Origin of the sequence: Loktanella sp. DJP18 (assembly GCF_049310965.1) — a bacterium.
GTDB lineage: Bacteria > Pseudomonadota > Alphaproteobacteria > Rhodobacterales > Rhodobacteraceae > Loktanella.
In genome coordinates this window covers 45803-64979 of sequence record NZ_JBMERN010000013.1, presented here as the reverse complement: position 1 = coordinate 64979, position 19177 = coordinate 45803, and the positions used below count along the sequence as shown (strand labels likewise).

General features: G+C 57.3%; 19 protein-coding genes. 13 read left to right on the top strand and 6 right to left on the bottom strand.

The window, feature by feature from the left end:
* Positions 1-153: 153 nt before the first annotated feature.
* Entirely contained in the window at positions 154-1326 is a 1173-nt protein-coding gene (locus ACOI1H_RS06075) for an IS5 family transposase (RefSeq protein WP_422435896.1), read from the bottom strand.
* A 544-nt stretch (positions 1327-1870) separates the two neighbouring features.
* On the opposite strand from ACOI1H_RS06075, the gene ACOI1H_RS06070 reads away from it, so the two are divergent.
* The 6 genes from ACOI1H_RS06070 to ACOI1H_RS06045 all read left to right on the top strand — a co-directional run bounded on the left by ACOI1H_RS06070 (position 1871) and on the right by ACOI1H_RS06045 (position 4446).
* A complete protein-coding gene (locus tag ACOI1H_RS06070; RefSeq protein WP_422435894.1) occupies positions 1871-2515 on the top strand; it encodes a tyrosine-type recombinase/integrase in 645 nt (214 codons plus the stop codon).
* 3 nt (positions 2516-2518) lie between these two features.
* The gene (locus ACOI1H_RS06065) at positions 2519-2773 is read left to right on the top strand and encodes a WGR domain-containing protein (protein WP_422435892.1); all 255 of its coding nucleotides are present in this window, start codon (positions 2519-2521) and stop codon (positions 2771-2773) included.
* Between the two features lie 162 nt (positions 2774-2935).
* Positions 2936-3202, top strand: a complete 267-nt coding sequence (locus ACOI1H_RS06060; RefSeq protein ID WP_422435890.1) for an antitoxin — start codon at positions 2936-2938, stop codon at positions 3200-3202.
* Between the two features lie 8 nt (positions 3203-3210).
* Positions 3211-3510, top strand: coding sequence for a type II toxin-antitoxin system RelE/ParE family toxin (locus ACOI1H_RS06055; RefSeq protein ID WP_422435888.1), 300 nt, complete (start codon positions 3211-3213; stop codon positions 3508-3510).
* 85 nt (positions 3511-3595) lie between these two features.
* On the top strand, positions 3596-4237 hold the full coding sequence (gene parA / locus ACOI1H_RS06050) for a ParA family partition ATPase (RefSeq protein ID WP_422435887.1): 642 nt from the start codon (positions 3596-3598) through the stop codon (positions 4235-4237).
* A complete protein-coding gene (locus ACOI1H_RS06045; protein ID WP_411724340.1) occupies positions 4234-4446 on the top strand; it encodes a hypothetical protein in 213 nt (70 codons plus the stop codon). The genes parA (ACOI1H_RS06050) and ACOI1H_RS06045 overlap by 4 nt, the downstream gene beginning before the upstream one ends.
* 17 nt (positions 4447-4463) lie before the next feature.
* Here the strand turns inward: ACOI1H_RS06045 and ACOI1H_RS06040 are convergent, their stop codons facing one another.
* The 3 genes from ACOI1H_RS06040 to ACOI1H_RS06030 form a co-directional block, all read right to left on the bottom strand.
* Entirely contained in the window at positions 4464-5549 is a 1086-nt protein-coding gene (locus ACOI1H_RS06040) for a replication initiator protein A (RefSeq protein ID WP_422435905.1), read from the bottom strand.
* A gap of 323 nt (positions 5550-5872) precedes the next feature.
* Entirely contained in the window at positions 5873-6469 is a 597-nt protein-coding gene (locus ACOI1H_RS06035; RefSeq protein ID WP_422435885.1) for a hypothetical protein, read from the bottom strand.
* Entirely contained in the window at positions 6466-6894 is a 429-nt protein-coding gene (locus tag ACOI1H_RS06030) for a hypothetical protein (RefSeq protein WP_422435883.1), read from the bottom strand. Before ACOI1H_RS06030 ends, ACOI1H_RS06035 begins: the two co-directional genes overlap by 4 nt.
* Before the next feature lie 671 nt (positions 6895-7565).
* On the opposite strand from ACOI1H_RS06030, the gene mobQ reads away from it, so the two are divergent.
* A complete protein-coding gene (gene mobQ / locus ACOI1H_RS06025) occupies positions 7566-8867 on the top strand; it encodes a MobQ family relaxase (RefSeq protein WP_422435898.1) in 1302 nt (433 codons plus the stop codon).
* 178 nt (positions 8868-9045) lie between these two features.
* Here mobQ and ACOI1H_RS06020 read toward each other — a convergent pair whose 3' ends face one another.
* Both ACOI1H_RS06020 and ACOI1H_RS06015 read right to left on the bottom strand, forming a co-directional pair.
* Positions 9046-14691, bottom strand: a complete 5646-nt coding sequence (locus ACOI1H_RS06020; protein WP_422435897.1) for a cadherin-like domain-containing protein — start codon at positions 14689-14691, stop codon at positions 9046-9048.
* Positions 14692-14884: 193 nt separating this feature from the next.
* Positions 14885-16057, bottom strand: coding sequence for an IS5 family transposase (locus ACOI1H_RS06015; RefSeq protein ID WP_422435896.1), 1173 nt, complete (start codon positions 16055-16057; stop codon positions 14885-14887).
* Between the two features lie 544 nt (positions 16058-16601).
* Between ACOI1H_RS06015 and ACOI1H_RS06010 the strand changes: the two genes are divergently transcribed.
* The 6 genes from ACOI1H_RS06010 (at position 16602) to ACOI1H_RS05985 (ending at position 19177) form a co-directional block, all read left to right on the top strand.
* Positions 16602-17246, top strand: coding sequence for a tyrosine-type recombinase/integrase (locus ACOI1H_RS06010; protein WP_422435894.1), 645 nt, complete (start codon positions 16602-16604; stop codon positions 17244-17246).
* A gap of 3 nt (positions 17247-17249) precedes the next feature.
* Positions 17250-17504 carry a WGR domain-containing protein gene (locus ACOI1H_RS06005; protein ID WP_422435892.1) on the top strand — a complete coding sequence of 85 codons (255 nt, stop codon included), beginning with the start codon at positions 17250-17252 and terminating at the stop codon, positions 17502-17504.
* A gap of 162 nt (positions 17505-17666) precedes the next feature.
* Positions 17667-17933 (top strand): antitoxin, encoded by a 267-nt coding sequence (locus ACOI1H_RS06000; RefSeq protein ID WP_422435890.1) that lies wholly within the window; start codon positions 17667-17669, stop codon positions 17931-17933.
* Between the two features lie 8 nt (positions 17934-17941).
* Positions 17942-18241, top strand: coding sequence for a type II toxin-antitoxin system RelE/ParE family toxin (locus tag ACOI1H_RS05995; protein ID WP_422435888.1), 300 nt, complete (start codon positions 17942-17944; stop codon positions 18239-18241).
* Positions 18242-18326: 85 nt separating this feature from the next.
* Complete coding sequence (gene parA, locus ACOI1H_RS05990; RefSeq protein ID WP_422435887.1) at positions 18327-18968, top strand: ParA family partition ATPase; 642 nt, start codon at positions 18327-18329, stop codon at positions 18966-18968.
* Positions 18965-19177, top strand: a complete 213-nt coding sequence (locus ACOI1H_RS05985; RefSeq protein ID WP_411724340.1) for a hypothetical protein — start codon at positions 18965-18967, stop codon at positions 19175-19177. Before parA (ACOI1H_RS05990) ends, ACOI1H_RS05985 begins: the two co-directional genes overlap by 4 nt.

Here is a 19177-nt window from a genome sequence, read left to right as displayed (position 1 = left end):
TTTTCGTTCGGTTGAAGGTGTCAGGTCAAGCATTTTAGCAGGCCGCTGAATTAGTCGATGCGCGGGAACGTTGATCTGCCTGTGGGGTGATTGCGCGCTTCGCTCGTCAACAAGGGTCCGAAACTTTCAACCCCCATTCAGTCGTCTTCCGCCTCATGTTCCCAGTAATCTGGGCAGTCGGGCCAGGTTATTGGCGGCCATCGTCAGGATGAAGCGGGATCGCACCCGTTCGACGCCCCGATAGACGGTTTGCGCCATGCCGCCGACGGTCTTGGCCCAACCGAAGGCTTCCTCGATCCGCTTTCGGTGCTTGATCGACAAGGCGTAGCCCTGATGTCTGGTCGTGCGCCTGTCGATCGCTGAGTATCGCGATTTCTGCGCGACATGCGGTGTGACGCAGGCCTCCCTGAGGTCAGAGACGAACTCGGCAGCGTCATACCCCTTGTCCGCCCCAAGCGTCAGCCGCCGGGTTGATCCGGGAGAGTGGCGATGCACCATGTCCAGGGCGGCACGCCGCTCGGCATGGCCGTCTGCCTGCGTCAAGTCGCCCTGAACAACCAGACCGTGGCGGTTCTCCATCAGCGCATGGCCCATGAAGCACAGTGTCGCGCCGGCGCCGGGCGATTTCTTGTAGAGGCGTGCCTCCGAATCCGTGGTTGACGCGTGGGTAGCGTTCGAGCGCTTCTCGCCCTTGAAGTCGACCTCGGCATTCCGGTTGCGGTGATGGGGGCGGGGCATCGGTTCGGTCTCGGGCTCAGATTGGGTGGGTTGGTTGTCAGGGGCGATGGTGGACGTTGGCGGATCATCCGGTCCTTGATCGTCGGGTGGCGTGACGCCCGCCTTCGGCTGGAAACTTTTCATTGAAGCCCATGCCTTGATCAATGTCCCATCGACCGAGAAATGCTCATCCGATAACAGCGGTGCCACCTCGCGGTGTGCCAGAATTGCCGCCATCACCTTGCGCGATATGTCCGTCGTCAGAAGTCGGTCGCGGTTTTTGGTGAACACTGTGGGGACCCAAACCGGGGCGTCGATACCAAGGCCGACAAACCAGCGAAACATCAGGTTGTATTGCATCTGCTCCATCAACTGGCGCTCGGACCGAACCGAGAACAGGATCTGGATCAAGCTGGCCCGGATCAGCCGCTCAGGTGCGATAGAAGGACGGCCGAAGTCGACATAGAGTGAGGCAAACTCGTCATCGAGGCTGGCCAGGGCGTCATTGACCACTTGCCGGATCTTGCGCAGCGGATGCTTGGCAGGGATGCGCTCCTCGAGATCGACATAGCTAAACAGCGACCCGCTCGTCTCGTCTGTCCCGCGCATCTTCACCCCCGACATTGCCGTGCGGAGAGTGAATCATGTTCTCAATTTACTGTCGAGGCGGGACTATTTCAGCAGCCTGTTAGACCTGCCCATCTGTGTTTCAACCGGCAGGTGTAGTTGGTAGCTACGTGTTTGATGGATTGATGGCCAACGCGCTCAATATAGGCGCTTTAAATTTCTACCCGAAACGCTCCAGAGCGTGTGGAAACGCGCCTGACGGCGGGGTTAGAATGGAATTCTAAGGCTGAGATTGGGATTTTTGACGAGTCTTAGCCGTTTGGGCGGTCAGACGCCTAGGGCCGTTTGCGTCGGATCGAACCGGTTGAGTGCAAATGCGAAAGGTCGAAATTGCGTACCTGCTGCGTCTAGCTTTCCAGTATCCTCCTTCAGGATCTTTATGCAAGCTTTTGACTATTAGCTCGCATGGCGACCAGTGGGCTGCAGCCTTGTAAAGTAGGGGTTTCATAGGTTCTTCGCACTTTGCTTCTTCCAGCATGCACGCTTTGCCGCCATGGTGAGTGTATAGCCTGCAAGGATCGGCCTCATGATACCCCCTCCGAAACCGGCCTGGAACCGCGGCAAGGTGGTGGGCAAGAAGCCCCCCCTCACCCCCGACGAGGTCAGCCTGATCCGCCTGCTGTTGCGGCAGGACAGCCGGACCCAGCCGGCGGCGGTGCGCGACTTGGCGCTGTTCAACGTTGGCCTCGATACCTGCTTCCGGGGCTCCGACCTGGTGCGCCTGCGGGTGGCCGATGTGGCCACCCCGCTCGGCGTGCGCGAGATTGTCGAGATCCGCCAGAAGAAGACCGAGACCCGGAATGCCCGTCCGGTGCAGGCCCGGCTGTCGGCCGTGACGCGCGACAGCCTGCGGGTCTATCTCGCGGTCAGCGAGCGGCCGCTGCACGGTTGGCTCTTCACCGGACAGGGCGTGCGGTGGTCCAACAGTCATCTGAGCGAAAGCCAGCTCTGGCGCCTGTTCAAAGGCTGGCTGGTCCGGGCCCGGCTCGATCCCGCCCTTTACGGGCTGCACTCGTTGCGCCGGACCTTCCCGACGTACATCCACCAGCAAACCGGCAACCTGCGTGCCGCCCAGCTCCTGCTGGGACACGTCAGCATCGAGAGTACCAAGGAGTACATCGGCACCGAACAGGCCGAGGCGCTCGATATCGCTCGCAAGTATCACCTCTGACCCATGCAAACCTACCTCGAAAAGCGTGACGCGGCGACCAATCAGGCCCGGTACTATCGCATGCTGGTGCTGCCGAACCTGTTCGGGGCCTGGACCCTGTACCGCGAGTGGGGCCGGATCGGCCAGGGCGGCAAGGTCTGCATGGAGTGGTTTGACAGCGAGGACCTTGCCGTGGGGGCGCTCATCGTGCTGGAAGCCGCCAAGCGCCGGCGCGGGTATTGGGTCGAGCCGCAGCAATTGGACATGTTTGAGGCGTGAGCCGTGCTTCTGCATTTTAGCGGGACACTTTGCGGCGCTCAGGTAAAGGCTGCGCCCTGCCCTGCTCAATTCGTTATCGTTCGGACTTAACGACACTACCGTTTGTCAATTTTCTAGACAACAAATGTTGTTTTGTTGGTCATGTTATGCTACCTTCTGAGTATGCCCAGACTCTCGATCGATCTCACTCTAGAAGAACATCAGAAGCTGAAGGCCATCGCTGCGCTGAAAGGCGAGAGCATCAAGGACTATGTGCTAAAGCGCACCCTTGGCGATGCCCCTGCCCTGGATAACTTGAGCGAAGACGAGGCGGTTGCCGCCTTGTCCGACTTTCTCCGTCCCCGGATCGAGCAGGCGCGGCGCGGCGGACTTTCCACGAAGTCGATGGCCGACATCCGGCGCGAAGCGCACGAACAGGCCGGTCGATAGCCGCCCACATGCAGTTCCATGACCTCACGCTTGCCGCCGAAGAGGATTTGCGCGGCATCTGGCGCTATACTTACGAGACTTGGGGCTTCAAGCGGGCCGAGACATACTTTGACCGGATTGAGGCGTGTTGCGAAGCCGTTGGACGCAAACATGCGCAATCAAAGACACTCGACGGACTGCCGAACGGTATTCGGATCCATCGCTGCGAGCACCACTACATCTTCTGGCTGGACGGAGATCGGCCGGTCATTATCGCCATCCTACACGAGCGGATGGATTTTATGCGACGGCTGAAGGACCGGCTGTAGGCCTTCTGCCAAAACGGTAATTGCGCCATCCAGAAATGAGTATATACTCATTTGAGTAAAAACTCATTTACACAAGGTGACTAACTTGCCGATTATCGCGATACTGAATCCCAAGGGCGGCAGCGGAAAAACTACCATTGCCACGAATCTTGCCCGTTCGCTGCATGAACGCGGCCACAAAGTTCTGATAGTCGATTCCGATCCGCAGGGCAGCGCCCGCGACTGGCACGCGGCCAACGAAGAGAATCCCCTCCCCCTCGTCGCCCTGGATCGGGCAAACAACGTCAAAAGCCTGTCGGATGTCGCTGCCGCCTACGATTTTGTCATAATGGATGGCGCAGCTAAGCTGGAGGACATGATCGCCGCAAGCATCAAGATCGCCGATTTTGTGTTCGTTCCGGTCACACCAAGCCCTTATGATCTTTGGGCCGCGTCGGACTTGGTGGAGTTCATCAAGGCCCGTCAGGAAGTGACAGACGGCAAACCTGCGGCCCGGTTCATCATCAGCCGCGCAATCGCTGGAACACGTCTTGGCGACGAGATAGGCAGGGCACTCGCGGAACAGGGTTTGGGTGTGTTCACTACACATATCACGCAGCGACAGGTCTATCCCCAGACAGCAAGCGAAGGGGGTACGGTTTTCGACGGCAGGAACGCCGATGCACTGGCGGAGATGAACGCCCTTACGGACGAAATTCTCGCCTTCGTCCACGCGGAGGGTGCATGATGGCACTCTCCAGTAAACGCCCAAGCCAGCGTGACGAGATCAAGTCCAAGCTCCTGAACGATGTGACCGAAACCAACGAGAAAAAGCGCCGTCTGAACGCGGAGATCGAGGACTCGCTCTACCGTCGCATCAAGGGGCGGGCGGCGGAAGAAGGCCAAACCATATCCAGCATCACCCGTAAATTATGGATTGAGTATTTGAGTAAATGAGTTTTTGAGTATTTACTCTACCACCCGCTGCGGCCACGTTTCTTATACCAAATCTTGCAGAACCCGAGGAATGCGGCGTCCGGGTTCTTCGGAGGCTCTTTCTGCCTTGCTGCGTAGGTTCGCCATTCCCCGACAAGAACCTTGATGTCCCATGTCGGGGCCAGCTCCCGCGCCCGTTCGAGGGTATCAGGCGAGAGGGGCAGGATATAGCCGCCGGTCAACCGATCCTGTTGGGGTTTCGCCGCATAGGTATCAAGAAACTCGCGCTTCGGCGTGACCGTCAATATGTCGGCTTGCAGTCGGAAAGCATAATCCGGCATGTGATTATGTTCCTCATCGGCCTTGCAGATCGCTTTTACGAGACGCCGGAACTCCTTGTCCGACGATGTCGAGCCGGTGCGGCCCTGTAGCTTTTCAAGACCGCATTTCCATTCCGGCTGGGTTCCGCATTGCTTGCGAGCCAGCTCATACAGACGGCGTTCCAGAGGTTTGCGGAGCTGAAAATAGCGACGGTTCAGTGTCAGAACATCATCACCGGCAATCGCGTTAAAGACCCAATCCGAGAGGGTGACTTCGAGGTCGAGCATCCGGCCGTCACGGGTTTCACGCACGATCCGGTAGCGATCAATCAGGCTGAAACCGTCAATCTGTTCGACACCGCCTGTGGTGATGTTCGTCTCGATCTGGGTTCCCTGTAACCGCTCCAGCGCGGCCTTGAGGCCGATGTAGCCGGTTCCGGCGACGGGCCGGTTGGTTGCAACGAGCAGATCGTATGCCTTGAATCGCAAGGTCCGATGGACCTGCTTCCCATCGTTCAGTGCCGACATGACCTGCGAAATGCAATAGATCAGCACGTCGCGGTCATGAACTGTGGCGAGACCGATCATGTTTGGTCGGACTTCGACGTAGCTCTTGCCGTCGGTGGCCACGTAACGCCGTTTTTTTGTGTCCGGCTTAGTCGAAAGGGTGAAGATGGGGTACGCCATGGAAGCCATGTCACCCTTAGGTGCGGCATCGAAAATATCGCAAACAAAAAAGTCTCCCTGCGCGTGTCGCAAGGGAAGCAGAGGCGTCCTGTCCTGTTTCGTAATATCACCCACCATGCCTACAATATTCGTAATATCACCCACCGATGCAAGCGGTTCGTAATATCACCCACCGGAACGCTTTCGTAATATCACCCACCGTCTTTCGTAATATCACCCACCGTCTTTCGTAATATCACCCACCGGGAGCCAAAAAACAGGCTGATTAAAGACATTAAATCAATTGGTTAACAACCTCACTGATTCGCGTAACACAGACTCTAACACATATATAACACCCAGCTTGATCGGGCGTGGCCAAGATCAGCCCATTTTTCACCTCGAAGCGACCTGTCAGAACAGACGCACCGAAGATGCTGAGAGCCCAGAAAAGCCATGTCTCACTCCCTGACGATCACGCAGAACGTCGTCGTCCTGTCTGGATCGATGTTTGGCCTGAACTCTGCCCCGATGATCTTGCAGGGCCATTGCCAGTGCTGGGGCAGGGCGGGGATGAGGACGCTGCCGAGGAATAGAGCTACAATGAGACCTGCGCCAAAGACGAGGGGCAGCCCTACAGCGGCGCGCTGCTTGATGACGGCCTCACGGGCTGCGTAGTCCTTCACGGCCACCCTGAGGGCCTCCAGGGCGTCGTGTGAGGGTGCAGTGCCCTGCTTGGCCCCTGTGGCTGCCCCACGCTCTGCTGCGGCGCTCAGGCTGTCAGTGGCGCCCTGTGTGCTTGTCTCAATGTCGTCTGGAATATTCTTCAGCCGTCCATCTACCGTGATCAGCCATTTCACGAGCAGATCGAAGTTCTGGCTGACCTGCTCGATCAGCTGGTCCGTCACCCCGGTGCGGCTGTCCAGTTCATCCAAGATCTCAATGAAGGCCGCGGCGCTGTCACCACCGTTGGTCGTGATCTCCTTGTAGAAAATATCCCGTAAACTGGGCATGGTCTCCGGTGTCTGGTCCGGCTCGGCATCGGTGATGTCGCTCATGACGGTTTCTCCATCCGGACACTTTGCGCGGCATTCAGATTGCTGGCCGTTGCAGGGTCCGATGTTCGCGACGGATCGTCAGCATGCGCCCCCTCGACATCGCCCCTGTGGGCACCGGCACTGTCCGCGCCTCCACCTCCGTTCAGGACAGTGTCGATGTCTCTGTCTGCCTCCGAAGCTGGGGGAGACCATCCCTCGAAGGCCTTGCGGTCCTGAGCACGAGCGAGACCTTCCACCAGGGACTTCAGCAACCGGGTCACATCGGGATCGCGGCTGGCCCGTTCGATGAGGGCACCGCCGAGGACAATCTTGCGCCGGGCATCGATCTTGCGGTCCTGTGTCGCCTTTCGGGCGCGTGCGGATTGAAGTCGTGCCTTGGCTTGTTCGTACTGGCGTTCGAGCTTTTCCAGATTAGGGTCGGCCATGACGGGGTTCCTTTTGAGGGGGTGGTGCGCTACGTTGAGGGAGGGCTACCATGAAAGCCGATAGGATTGAATGGCGCACTTATGCAAACTTGTCCGTCACTGCGTTCCTTGCCAAGTTTGCGTGCGGTCTCACCGGGGCAGAGCCCCCGCCGACAGCGTCCCCGTCCAATGAAGCTATGCACATTGGAATGGAAGGGCGCATCGCCCCTTCCAAACCTTCCCAGACCAACCTGCGCGATTGGATGGCGTGCCGGGCTGACGCGCCGCCAGTGCGACCGTGGCACCTTGCGGGTGCCGGGTCTGCTGACAGCTTCGTCAGCCCGGAGGCGTCGGAACAGCGAGCCTTGTGGCCCGGTTCCTCGCCACGTTTGCCGCGCTGCGCTTGTCCGGCAAACGGTCCTGTCTGTCCCTCACTCTGACCGCCCAGGTGCGGCCGGTCAGAGTGAGGGATGCGACGGGGCAGGCAGCGGCTTGCCGTCCGGATGGACGCCTACGCTGCTGCCTCCTGTCGCCCGGCCCGCTCCGCGTTGCGGGGCGCGGCGCGCCGGGCGACAGACCGGGCCACGCACCCCGCATCCCTGTGGCTGGTGCCGGGGTTTGCGTTGTGTGTTGGCAGGCCGCGGCGGGCTGGTGTCCGCCGCCTGTCCCGGTCTGCTGGAGGGGTAGGGCGCATGGCGAGCTACCACCTCAGCGTCAAGACTGTGAAGCGCAGCGTTGGGCGTACGGCGACGGCCGCTGCGGCCTACCGGGCGGGCGAGTGCCTGTCCTGCGAGCGGGAGGGCCGGGTGCATGATTATACCCGCAAGCAGGGTATCGAGGATGCTTTCATCCTCGTGCCTACCGGCGCCCCCGAATGGGCCTCCGATCGCGCCGGTCTGTGGAACGCGGCCGAGGCGCGCGAGACCCGCAAGAACTCCGTCATCGCCCGCGAGTGGGAGCTCGCCCTGCCGTCGGAGCTGTCCGCCGCAGGTCGGGCCGCCTTGGCGCGAGACTTCGCCCAGGCGCTGGTCGACCGCTACGGCATCGCAGCGGATGTGGCCTTGCACGCCCCGCACCGCGAAGGCGATCAGCGCAACCACCACGCCCACATCCTGACCACCACGCGTGTCCTGTCAGCGGACGGTCTGACCGACAAGACCCGCATCCTGGATGCGGCCAAGACCGGCGGCGCCGAGATCGAGGACATGCGCGGCCTCTGGGCGCAGATGCAGAACCATGCCTTGGAACGCGCTGGCCTTGAGGTGCGGGTCGATCACCGCTCACTGGAGGATCAGCGCGAGGCGGCGCTGGAGCGCGGCGAAGAGCTGGTCGCCATGACGCTGGACCGTGACCCTGAGATCAAGCTGGGACCGGCAGCCAACGCCATGGAGCGCAAGGCCCGGCGCGTGGCTGAACGTGATGGCACGGACTACACGCCCGTCACCCAGCGCGGGGCGCAGGTGCACGGGGTCCGCCAGCAGCGCAGCCTCATGGCCGATCTGCTGGAACGCATGGTTGAGGCCCACAACATCTACACGGCAGCCCGTGAGGCCGACGCCAGTCGCTTGAATGCGGCGACTGAAGCCGCGCGGGTATTGTTTTCTGGGGCAGGGGCGAAGGACTTCGCTGCGAGCTTCAGCCGGGCGTACCAAGGGAAGGAGGCCGAGCGGCAGCGGGCCTTGGCGGAGGAGAGGACGCAGGCGCGTGAAGCGGAACGGCTGGCGGCACTGGAAGCCGAGCGCGCGCAGTTCATCGAGCAGATCGCCCGCGCTTGGCAGGACAGCCGCGAGCTCGACAACGGGGATCTCAGTGAGGAGCGGCAGCAGGCGCTGATCTCACAGGTCGATGCCGCAGCCGATCGCTTTGGCTGTGACTTCGATGACATCGCAGGGCCGGCCAACGCACGCGCCAACGAGATCAAGGACGAACGGGTGAAGGCGTTGGAGATCGAGCGCGAGTTGAGCCGCGGGATCGGGGAGGGGTATGGGCTTTGAAGCGGTAGCGTCACCCTGCTGCCCGGACTAACGCCGTGACCTGCCCGCCGCCCATAACAAAAATCTGCAGGTTCGAGGTCGGTGATCTTCGGGTTCAATATGGGCCAGCCCAGATGCGCAGAGTTTATGACACTCCCATAGAAAGCCTTCTTGACCTCAATTGTTTCGGGCAAAGACCTCAAACAAACACGAAGTTATCTACCAATTCTACACGGAAGACCACGTCCTCATAGTCCAGATCACCGCCGCCTGTCAGGTCCTCAAAGCCAATGGAGATAGATTCTCCACCGACATCAACGCCTGACAAGGCATGCTGCACGCCGTCAGAGTTCATATCTTCTGCAAAGCTGTGGAATACCATTTCATCAACAGCAGTGCCATTCACTGCGATTGAGATATCCTTACCATCTGCGATGGTTGCCGCTGCCCCAGAACTATTTATAAAACTAAGCGTGTCGGTCGAAACCAGTGTCGTCGCCCAAAGGGCGGCGTCTTGAACGATGAAAAACCCTAATTTATTGTCCGCTTCTACATCTGTGATACCAGTTTCTGCCACTTTATCAGAATTAGCATTCTTAAAAAGAATGCGAGCATCAACGATGTTGCCGCTTGCATTGATTTCATAAACGCCGACTACATTATTGTAGCCAGCAAAACCCATATCCCGCAATGTGACCTTAAAATCAGTCGAGCCATCGCCTTTCAAAAAATTCTGATTAATGATCCCATTGACAAGTTCTGGGTCGACGGCTTGCCGTTCTTGTAGTTCAGGCAGAAATGTCTCGAAGCTTAGTGTCGTATCCTCTTCAAACGCTACAGCCATAAAATCTCCTGAAGAAAAATCACCAAGCAAAGTCATGGAGCCATCAGCGTTACCGTCTTGGTCTATATCTATACCCAATACGGTCGGATCACCGCTCACGGTCATATCTGATCGTGCGAATCTGACCCCTTCAAAAATAATGCTGTCTTGCCCATTGAAGTCTCGAACGGTGTCGCCAAAATGATCTGACGCACTACCAACCAATATATCGGCACCTGAGCCGAGTGATATAATATCAGCGCCTCCCCGAGAAGCGACAACATCATCACCAGACATCGCGTCGATATCGTCGGCCTGATCTGTTCCAACAATGCTGTCGCTGCCGGTCGTGCCATTAATCGGGTTCAGGATAGACGCCGGTGTACCCTCACCCGTGATAGTTATGGTAACTTCACCGCAAACCGTTTCGGTTCCGTCAGAGACCAAGTAGACAAACGTGTCTGCGGCCGTTTCACCATTGAGCAAGCTGTCAAAGGCACCGTTCGGATCGTAGCCGAAAGTTCCATCACCGTTGTCGGTCACGATCCCGAGCGTTCCGGTCAGGTCCAGGCCGACGATGTTCAACTCATCGCCGTCACCATCGGTGTCGTTCAGAAGCACATCTCGAGTTATGAATGCAGTAGATTCTGAAGTAGTGAATGCGTCCTTAATTGCTTCAGGTATTGCGTTGCCAAGATAATTTAACTCCAGCCCGTATCCAGTTTGTGTTCCGGTGAAGCTTGCCAGTCGAAAGTTGCCCTCCAACGTAATCGTAGCGTCGACTATTCCGTCGAGATCCTCATCGATCTCAATAATTGCCGAGCCCTTACGAATATTGATATTCTGAAAATTAATGTTCGGATCTTGGATGAGGAACGCTGATCGTGAGTCAAACGAAGATATTCTAAGTCCGTTCAAGTTATCTACTTGCCCGACAAACAACGCATCCTGTCCGTTAGGAACGTCAAACGGAACGAAGGATTCGTTAACTTGGTAGATGACTCTGTCTGCAGCTACTACCTCAGCCAACGAAGTGCTGTCGGAAAGATTCGCAATCGACGCGATCTGATTGTCGGCGTCATTCTCAAGCCACTGGAGGACATTTTTAGCATTCTGTCCAAGCACCCCTGCGGTCTCGATGAGAGATGAAAGGAGGTTTCCAGCTGTTGATCGTGTCTCTTCGGTCGATGCACGATTGGCAAAGAGGGCTGTCACAAATGGAACGGCCACGACCGCTCCGGGTCCAGACGCGAACGCCGCGCCCAACATAAGCGAGTAGAGTTGATGGTACTCGCTATCGACACCAGATCGTATGGCACCATGGCTGAAGAACGGACTTCCGAGGACTTCTGTCGTGTTCGGTGTCGCCGCGTAATAAATTTCTGGATACTCGTCGAGAACTGGCACGTCGTTTACCCATGCCCGGCTATAAAGTTCAGGCTGTGACCAGTGGCCTGTATGCGCGCGCGCAAGTAGATCAGTGGCATTTCCATCAGGCGCGACGCTGTCCATATCGTAATAGACTACTTCGCCTGGCGTGAATCGATTACCGACTTGACTGACGATGTCTCCCGCTGAGACGAAATGGACAACCCCCTGAAGGCTACCGTAGTCGGTCGCGTCACTGCCTTTGTTGATTCCCGCCGTGTTGAACGTCGTAAGGTATCCGGTCGGGCGAACATTTTCCCCGATCATGAATTCGATGGCAAGTTGCGCTTGAGATCCGCCTTGGCTATGACCGGAAATGCTGGCGTTACGATTTTCAACGAGCCAATCATGGAAACCCGGACCGCCGTCGGAAGACCTAATATTATCGTCCCATGCGGCCTTAATTTCGCGGTAGCCTACTCCATCAATTGGGCCATTCTCGATCCAATCAGATATGATTGCATCAGTTCCCCTGAATGCAAGGACCGGTGCATAACCGGCCTTCTCAAGCACAATGGCGCGGAAAGTATTTTGGACAAACTCATGTTTGACGGTCCAACCATCAATTAGTATTTGCCCGTTGTGTCCGACGATCCCGTTTTCACCAATCTGTGCAACGGGTCCATCTCCGTACGCCGACTGGCGAGAAAAATATTCAAGTTCTAAATTGTTAGCATACTGAAGCTCGCCGACTGACAACGTCAGACTTGCTGTGTCGGATAATAATCCGTCGCTTGCCTCGACCGTAAATTGCGATGCCTGGCCAATCGGCACTACCGTAAGACGACCAAACTCATCAAAGTTAAAAACAGTTCTGACTGTTTCAGAATCATCCAGACGCAAAATTGCATTTTGGTCCACGCTCACTCGAATCGAGGAGATGTCCGAGTTGCCATCGGGGTCACTTACGGCAAACAACTGATCAAGCCGGACGGCCTGTCCCCTTTCGATTACGCCGGGCAGCATCCGTGGCGCGACATCTGGCGCACGATTCTCAGGAGCCGGTTCTATGACATTAATCCGAACAAGTAGGTCGTTGCTGTCGTTGCCCTCAGCGTCAAATGCCTCAATGGCAATATCATTAAAGCCCTGATTTTGTCCGGCTACGTAGGAAATCCTATCAAGTCCATTCAGACCGACATCTTGGAAAGTGCCTGTGATCCGCACACCGTCCAGCGCGAGGTAGCCGCCGTCTTCTCCCGGCGTGGTATCATAGAAGCGGATGTATGAGACGTCGCTGTCCACATCAGAGACATTAATGACCGAGCTGTCGAAGATGATCGAAGTAATCCCGCCCGATCCCTGTGCATCAAGCTCGATCAGGGTCGGGCCTGTAATAATAGGAGCCGAACCTATCGAGGACGTTTCGTCAGTAAAGCTGAGATTAACAATCAGTGGGTTGCTGACATTACCTTCGCGATCAGTTGCCTCGATCTGGATCGCGTTAGTGCCAAAGGTGTTGGGCTGATAGAACCAGTATTTCAGGTCTTCGGGCGTGATGTTGATCCGGTATGGCTCCGACATTGGACGCGTCACGATAAAAGGTGACCCGAAAAGTGGATTGCTAAGGAATACTCCACCGTCGCTTCCGGGCGTGTTGTCGGAGATTTCGATCGAAACTATGTCGTCTGCGCCATCTGGATCGGTCAGCGCAAAAAGGTTGGCAAGCGGAATCGAATCGAGAGTCGAATACGTTTTATGGGTATCTCCTGATGCGACGGGCGGGTCATTTGGTCCATCCGAGGTGGAAATCGAAAAGACAGAAACACCGACTTCAATTAGATCAAAAGAGTCCTCACCTGGAAGTTGCTCAGTTCGCCTGAACTCGCTGGCGACCACGAACTCTCCCGTCTCAAGACGAATGAGGTCCGGCCTTTGCCCAAATTGAACGCCAACATCATCGGAGACTTGAGCAACCGTCCCATCTGCCCCATAAAACGCTGCCTTCTGAGTTATAACCGAACCGAAGCCTGCCTCCCTTTGGCCGTAGAACAACAGGACACCACCGTCTATTACTTCAAGACTTGGCTCGCCTCCGACATTATCTATGCTTAGCGCGGGCGGTCCAGGAACCATAGAACCGTCGGAATTAATGAATTTCCCCGACAGAGTGTATGTCGTGGTATCGGGATCACGCTCTCGCCATGACACAAAAAGAGTGCCATCTTCCATGTTCAGCACTTCCAAGCCTATCGCAAAACGCGCACCTTTGTCCGTTATTAAAACTGGATCGCCAACAGGTTCGCCTAATATCGAAAGAGTTTGGGCGTAGTACCGCACCGGGTCGTGATCAAATGGATCTCCTGTTGCCTCACCCCAAAGTAACATCAGGTCGCCCGAAGATAGCTCTGTCGCTATCAGAAATCCATTTGGGATATCTGACGTCTTTTGCACCTTCAAATCAAGGCGCGCCTCGATTTCAAGCGCTCCATCCTGATCAAACTTCAAGAATATGAAGTCTTCTTCAGTCGTCTCTGTCAGAATGAGAGTAAGGCCGCCGTCTTGCAAGCCCAATGAGACCTGATCATTCACGTTCAGACGATCAATTCCCATTGTTCCGTCAGAATCAATTCTAGTTGAGACCGTGTCGGCCGAAATTTGTGCTGTCTCTTCGTCTAACCTAATCATAGTAATGTAAACGACTGGTCTAAAGTATTCAGCGCTTGTGTGAACAAGCGCAATGTCTCCAGACGTCAACTTGAAAAGCCCAAAATCAGAGTCTCTTTCAGAGACAGCGATTTCGTCGGTCAATGGCCCGTCGCTATTCATGAGCCGGGCGTAGGTCCCGCCCGGAGCGTCCGTAGAACGCCAAACGGCAAGAAAGTTCGAGTCTGATAACGGCACGAGTTTACTATACCATTGCGGACCGCTTTCCGTTTGGTTCAATTGGAAGCTGTCGCGCAGGGAAATTGATCTCGGTGTGCCCCCTCCGTCGACCGGTGTAGAATGGCTCCCACCCGAATCGACGAGCCCTGAGAACGATCCGAACCCGTTTCCTCCTAGGTCGTTCTCGAAGGTCGCAGCGATGTACACATCATCCAGCCTCGACACGAACGCCGCCTCGAACTGACCGCCCGGCGCGAATGCTGCCGTGATGTCGTCGAGCGAATGCCGCACGATCCCGGCGGTGTTCCAGTTATCCACCACCTCGACGCCCGCCTCGGTGACCGAGGCGACAACGAACGAATGCGCGCCATAGCCTCCACCAGGCAACAGCGATTCCTCCGCAGCGTTGCCCGCCGTGTAGACCCGCACCACGTCGCCCGGTCGCAGAGCTGCCGTCATAGCGCTGGCCGAGGTCCCTACGAAGATCGACTTCCAGCCATCGCCTGCCACGTCGTCGGTGCCAGACTTGATGCCCGGCGAGTGCGGTACAATGTAGGTGATATCCTGCGGTTGAGCCGGGTCGCCGCCGATGGTGTTGTCCTTCAAATCGAAGAACGGAGCACCGGCGAGGTTGGAGACCCCCCAAACGAAATCGGTGCACCCATCGATTGTCCAGTCGATGCCGATGTTGGAAATTGCGATATCTACTATTTCCTGAGCGGAAACCCCTGACTGGATTTCATCTGCCTTCAGTAAGTCTCTCAGCATCAAATATCCCTAAACCTAAAAAATTATCGATTTCAATGAATTTTCGTTCGGTTGAAGGTGTCAGGTCAAGCATTTTAGCAGGCCGCTGAATTAGTCGATGCGCGGGAACGTTGATCTGCCTGTGGGGTGATTGCGCGCTTCGCTCGTCAACAAGGGTCCGAAACTTTCAACCCCCATTCAGTCGTCTTCCGCCTCATGTTCCCAGTAATCTGGGCAGTCGGGCCAGGTTATTGGCGGCCATCGTCAGGATGAAGCGGGATCGCACCCGTTCGACGCCCCGATAGACGGTTTGCGCCATGCCGCCGACGGTCTTGGCCCAACCGAAGGCTTCCTCGATCCGCTTTCGGTGCTTGATCGACAAGGCGTAGCCCTGATGTCTGGTCGTGCGCCTGTCGATCGCTGAGTATCGCGATTTCTGCGCGACATGCGGTGTGACGCAGGCCTCCCTGAGGTCAGAGACGAACTCGGCAGCGTCATACCCCTTGTCCGCCCCAAGCGTCAGCCGCCGGGTTGATCCGGGAGAGTGGCGATGCACCATGTCCAGGGCGGCACGCCGCTCGGCATGGCCGTCTGCCTGCGTCAAGTCGCCCTGAACAACCAGACCGTGGCGGTTCTCCATCAGCGCATGGCCCATGAAGCACAGTGTCGCGCCGGCGCCGGGCGATTTCTTGTAGAGGCGTGCCTCCGAATCCGTGGTTGACGCGTGGGTAGCGTTCGAGCGCTTCTCGCCCTTGAAGTCGACCTCGGCATTCCGGTTGCGGTGATGGGGGCGGGGCATCGGTTCGGTCTCGGGCTCAGATTGGGTGGGTTGGTTGTCAGGGGCGATGGTGGACGTTGGCGGATCATCCGGTCCTTGATCGTCGGGTGGCGTGACGCCCGCCTTCGGCTGGAAACTTTTCATTGAAGCCCATGCCTTGATCAATGTCCCATCGACCGAGAAATGCTCATCCGATAACAGCGGTGCCACCTCGCGGTGTGCCAGAATTGCCGCCATCACCTTGCGCGATATGTCCGTCGTCAGAAGTCGGTCGCGGTTTTTGGTGAACACTGTGGGGACCCAAACCGGGGCGTCGATACCAAGGCCGACAAACCAGCGAAACATCAGGTTGTATTGCATCTGCTCCATCAACTGGCGCTCGGACCGAACCGAGAACAGGATCTGGATCAAGCTGGCCCGGATCAGCCGCTCAGGTGCGATAGAAGGACGGCCGAAGTCGACATAGAGTGAGGCAAACTCGTCATCGAGGCTGGCCAGGGCGTCATTGACCACTTGCCGGATCTTGCGCAGCGGATGCTTGGCAGGGATGCGCTCCTCGAGATCGACATAGCTAAACAGCGACCCGCTCGTCTCGTCTGTCCCGCGCATCTTCACCCCCGACATTGCCGTGCGGAGAGTGAATCATGTTCTCAATTTACTGTCGAGGCGGGACTATTTCAGCAGCCTGTTAGACCTGCCCATCTGTGTTTCAACCGGCAGGTGTAGTTGGTAGCTACGTGTTTGATGGATTGATGGCCAACGCGCTCAATATAGGCGCTTTAAATTTCTACCCGAAACGCTCCAGAGCGTGTGGAAACGCGCCTGACGGCGGGGTTAGAATGGAATTCTAAGGCTGAGATTGGGATTTTTGACGAGTCTTAGCCGTTTGGGCGGTCAGACGCCTAGGGCCGTTTGCGTCGGATCGAACCGGTTGAGTGCAAATGCGAAAGGTCGAAATTGCGTACCTGCTGCGTCTAGCTTTCCAGTATCCTCCTTCAGGATCTTTATGCAAGCTTTTGACTATTAGCTCGCATGGCGACCAGTGGGCTGCAGCCTTGTAAAGTAGGGGTTTCATAGGTTCTTCGCACTTTGCTTCTTCCAGCATGCACGCTTTGCCGCCATGGTGAGTGTATAGCCTGCAAGGATCGGCCTCATGATACCCCCTCCGAAACCGGCCTGGAACCGCGGCAAGGTGGTGGGCAAGAAGCCCCCCCTCACCCCCGACGAGGTCAGCCTGATCCGCCTGCTGTTGCGGCAGGACAGCCGGACCCAGCCGGCGGCGGTGCGCGACTTGGCGCTGTTCAACGTTGGCCTCGATACCTGCTTCCGGGGCTCCGACCTGGTGCGCCTGCGGGTGGCCGATGTGGCCACCCCGCTCGGCGTGCGCGAGATTGTCGAGATCCGCCAGAAGAAGACCGAGACCCGGAATGCCCGTCCGGTGCAGGCCCGGCTGTCGGCCGTGACGCGCGACAGCCTGCGGGTCTATCTCGCGGTCAGCGAGCGGCCGCTGCACGGTTGGCTCTTCACCGGACAGGGCGTGCGGTGGTCCAACAGTCATCTGAGCGAAAGCCAGCTCTGGCGCCTGTTCAAAGGCTGGCTGGTCCGGGCCCGGCTCGATCCCGCCCTTTACGGGCTGCACTCGTTGCGCCGGACCTTCCCGACGTACATCCACCAGCAAACCGGCAACCTGCGTGCCGCCCAGCTCCTGCTGGGACACGTCAGCATCGAGAGTACCAAGGAGTACATCGGCACCGAACAGGCCGAGGCGCTCGATATCGCTCGCAAGTATCACCTCTGACCCATGCAAACCTACCTCGAAAAGCGTGACGCGGCGACCAATCAGGCCCGGTACTATCGCATGCTGGTGCTGCCGAACCTGTTCGGGGCCTGGACCCTGTACCGCGAGTGGGGCCGGATCGGCCAGGGCGGCAAGGTCTGCATGGAGTGGTTTGACAGCGAGGACCTTGCCGTGGGGGCGCTCATCGTGCTGGAAGCCGCCAAGCGCCGGCGCGGGTATTGGGTCGAGCCGCAGCAATTGGACATGTTTGAGGCGTGAGCCGTGCTTCTGCATTTTAGCGGGACACTTTGCGGCGCTCAGGTAAAGGCTGCGCCCTGCCCTGCTCAATTCGTTATCGTTCGGACTTAACGACACTACCGTTTGTCAATTTTCTAGACAACAAATGTTGTTTTGTTGGTCATGTTATGCTACCTTCTGAGTATGCCCAGACTCTCGATCGATCTCACTCTAGAAGAACATCAGAAGCTGAAGGCCATCGCTGCGCTGAAAGGCGAGAGCATCAAGGACTATGTGCTAAAGCGCACCCTTGGCGATGCCCCTGCCCTGGATAACTTGAGCGAAGACGAGGCGGTTGCCGCCTTGTCCGACTTTCTCCGTCCCCGGATCGAGCAGGCGCGGCGCGGCGGACTTTCCACGAAGTCGATGGCCGACATCCGGCGCGAAGCGCACGAACAGGCCGGTCGATAGCCGCCCACATGCAGTTCCATGACCTCACGCTTGCCGCCGAAGAGGATTTGCGCGGCATCTGGCGCTATACTTACGAGACTTGGGGCTTCAAGCGGGCCGAGACATACTTTGACCGGATTGAGGCGTGTTGCGAAGCCGTTGGACGCAAACATGCGCAATCAAAGACACTCGACGGACTGCCGAACGGTATTCGGATCCATCGCTGCGAGCACCACTACATCTTCTGGCTGGACGGAGATCGGCCGGTCATTATCGCCATCCTACACGAGCGGATGGATTTTATGCGACGGCTGAAGGACCGGCTGTAGGCCTTCTGCCAAAACGGTAATTGCGCCATCCAGAAATGAGTATATACTCATTTGAGTAAAAACTCATTTACACAAGGTGACTAACTTGCCGATTATCGCGATACTGAATCCCAAGGGCGGCAGCGGAAAAACTACCATTGCCACGAATCTTGCCCGTTCGCTGCATGAACGCGGCCACAAAGTTCTGATAGTCGATTCCGATCCGCAGGGCAGCGCCCGCGACTGGCACGCGGCCAACGAAGAGAATCCCCTCCCCCTCGTCGCCCTGGATCGGGCAAACAACGTCAAAAGCCTGTCGGATGTCGCTGCCGCCTACGATTTTGTCATAATGGATGGCGCAGCTAAGCTGGAGGACATGATCGCCGCAAGCATCAAGATCGCCGATTTTGTGTTCGTTCCGGTCACACCAAGCCCTTATGATCTTTGGGCCGCGTCGGACTTGGTGGAGTTCATCAAGGCCCGTCAGGAAGTGACAGACGGCAAACCTGCGGCCCGGTTCATCATCAGCCGCGCAATCGCTGGAACACGTCTTGGCGACGAGATAGGCAGGGCACTCGCGGAACAGGGTTTGGGTGTGTTCACTACACATATCACGCAGCGACAGGTCTATCCCCAGACAGCAAGCGAAGGGGGTACGGTTTTCGACGGCAGGAACGCCGATGCACTGGCGGAGATGAACGCCCTTACGGACGAAATTCTCGCCTTCGTCCACGCGGAGGGTGCATGATGGCACTCTCCAGTAAACGCCCAAGCCAGCGTGACGAGATCAAGTCCAAGCTCCTGAACGATGTGACCGAAACCAACGAGAAAAAGCGCCGTCTGAACGCGGAGATCGAGGACTCGCTCTACCGTCGCATCAAGGGGCGGGCGGCGGAAGAAGGCCAAACCATATCCAGCATCACCCGTAAATTATGGATTGAGTATTTGAGTAAATGA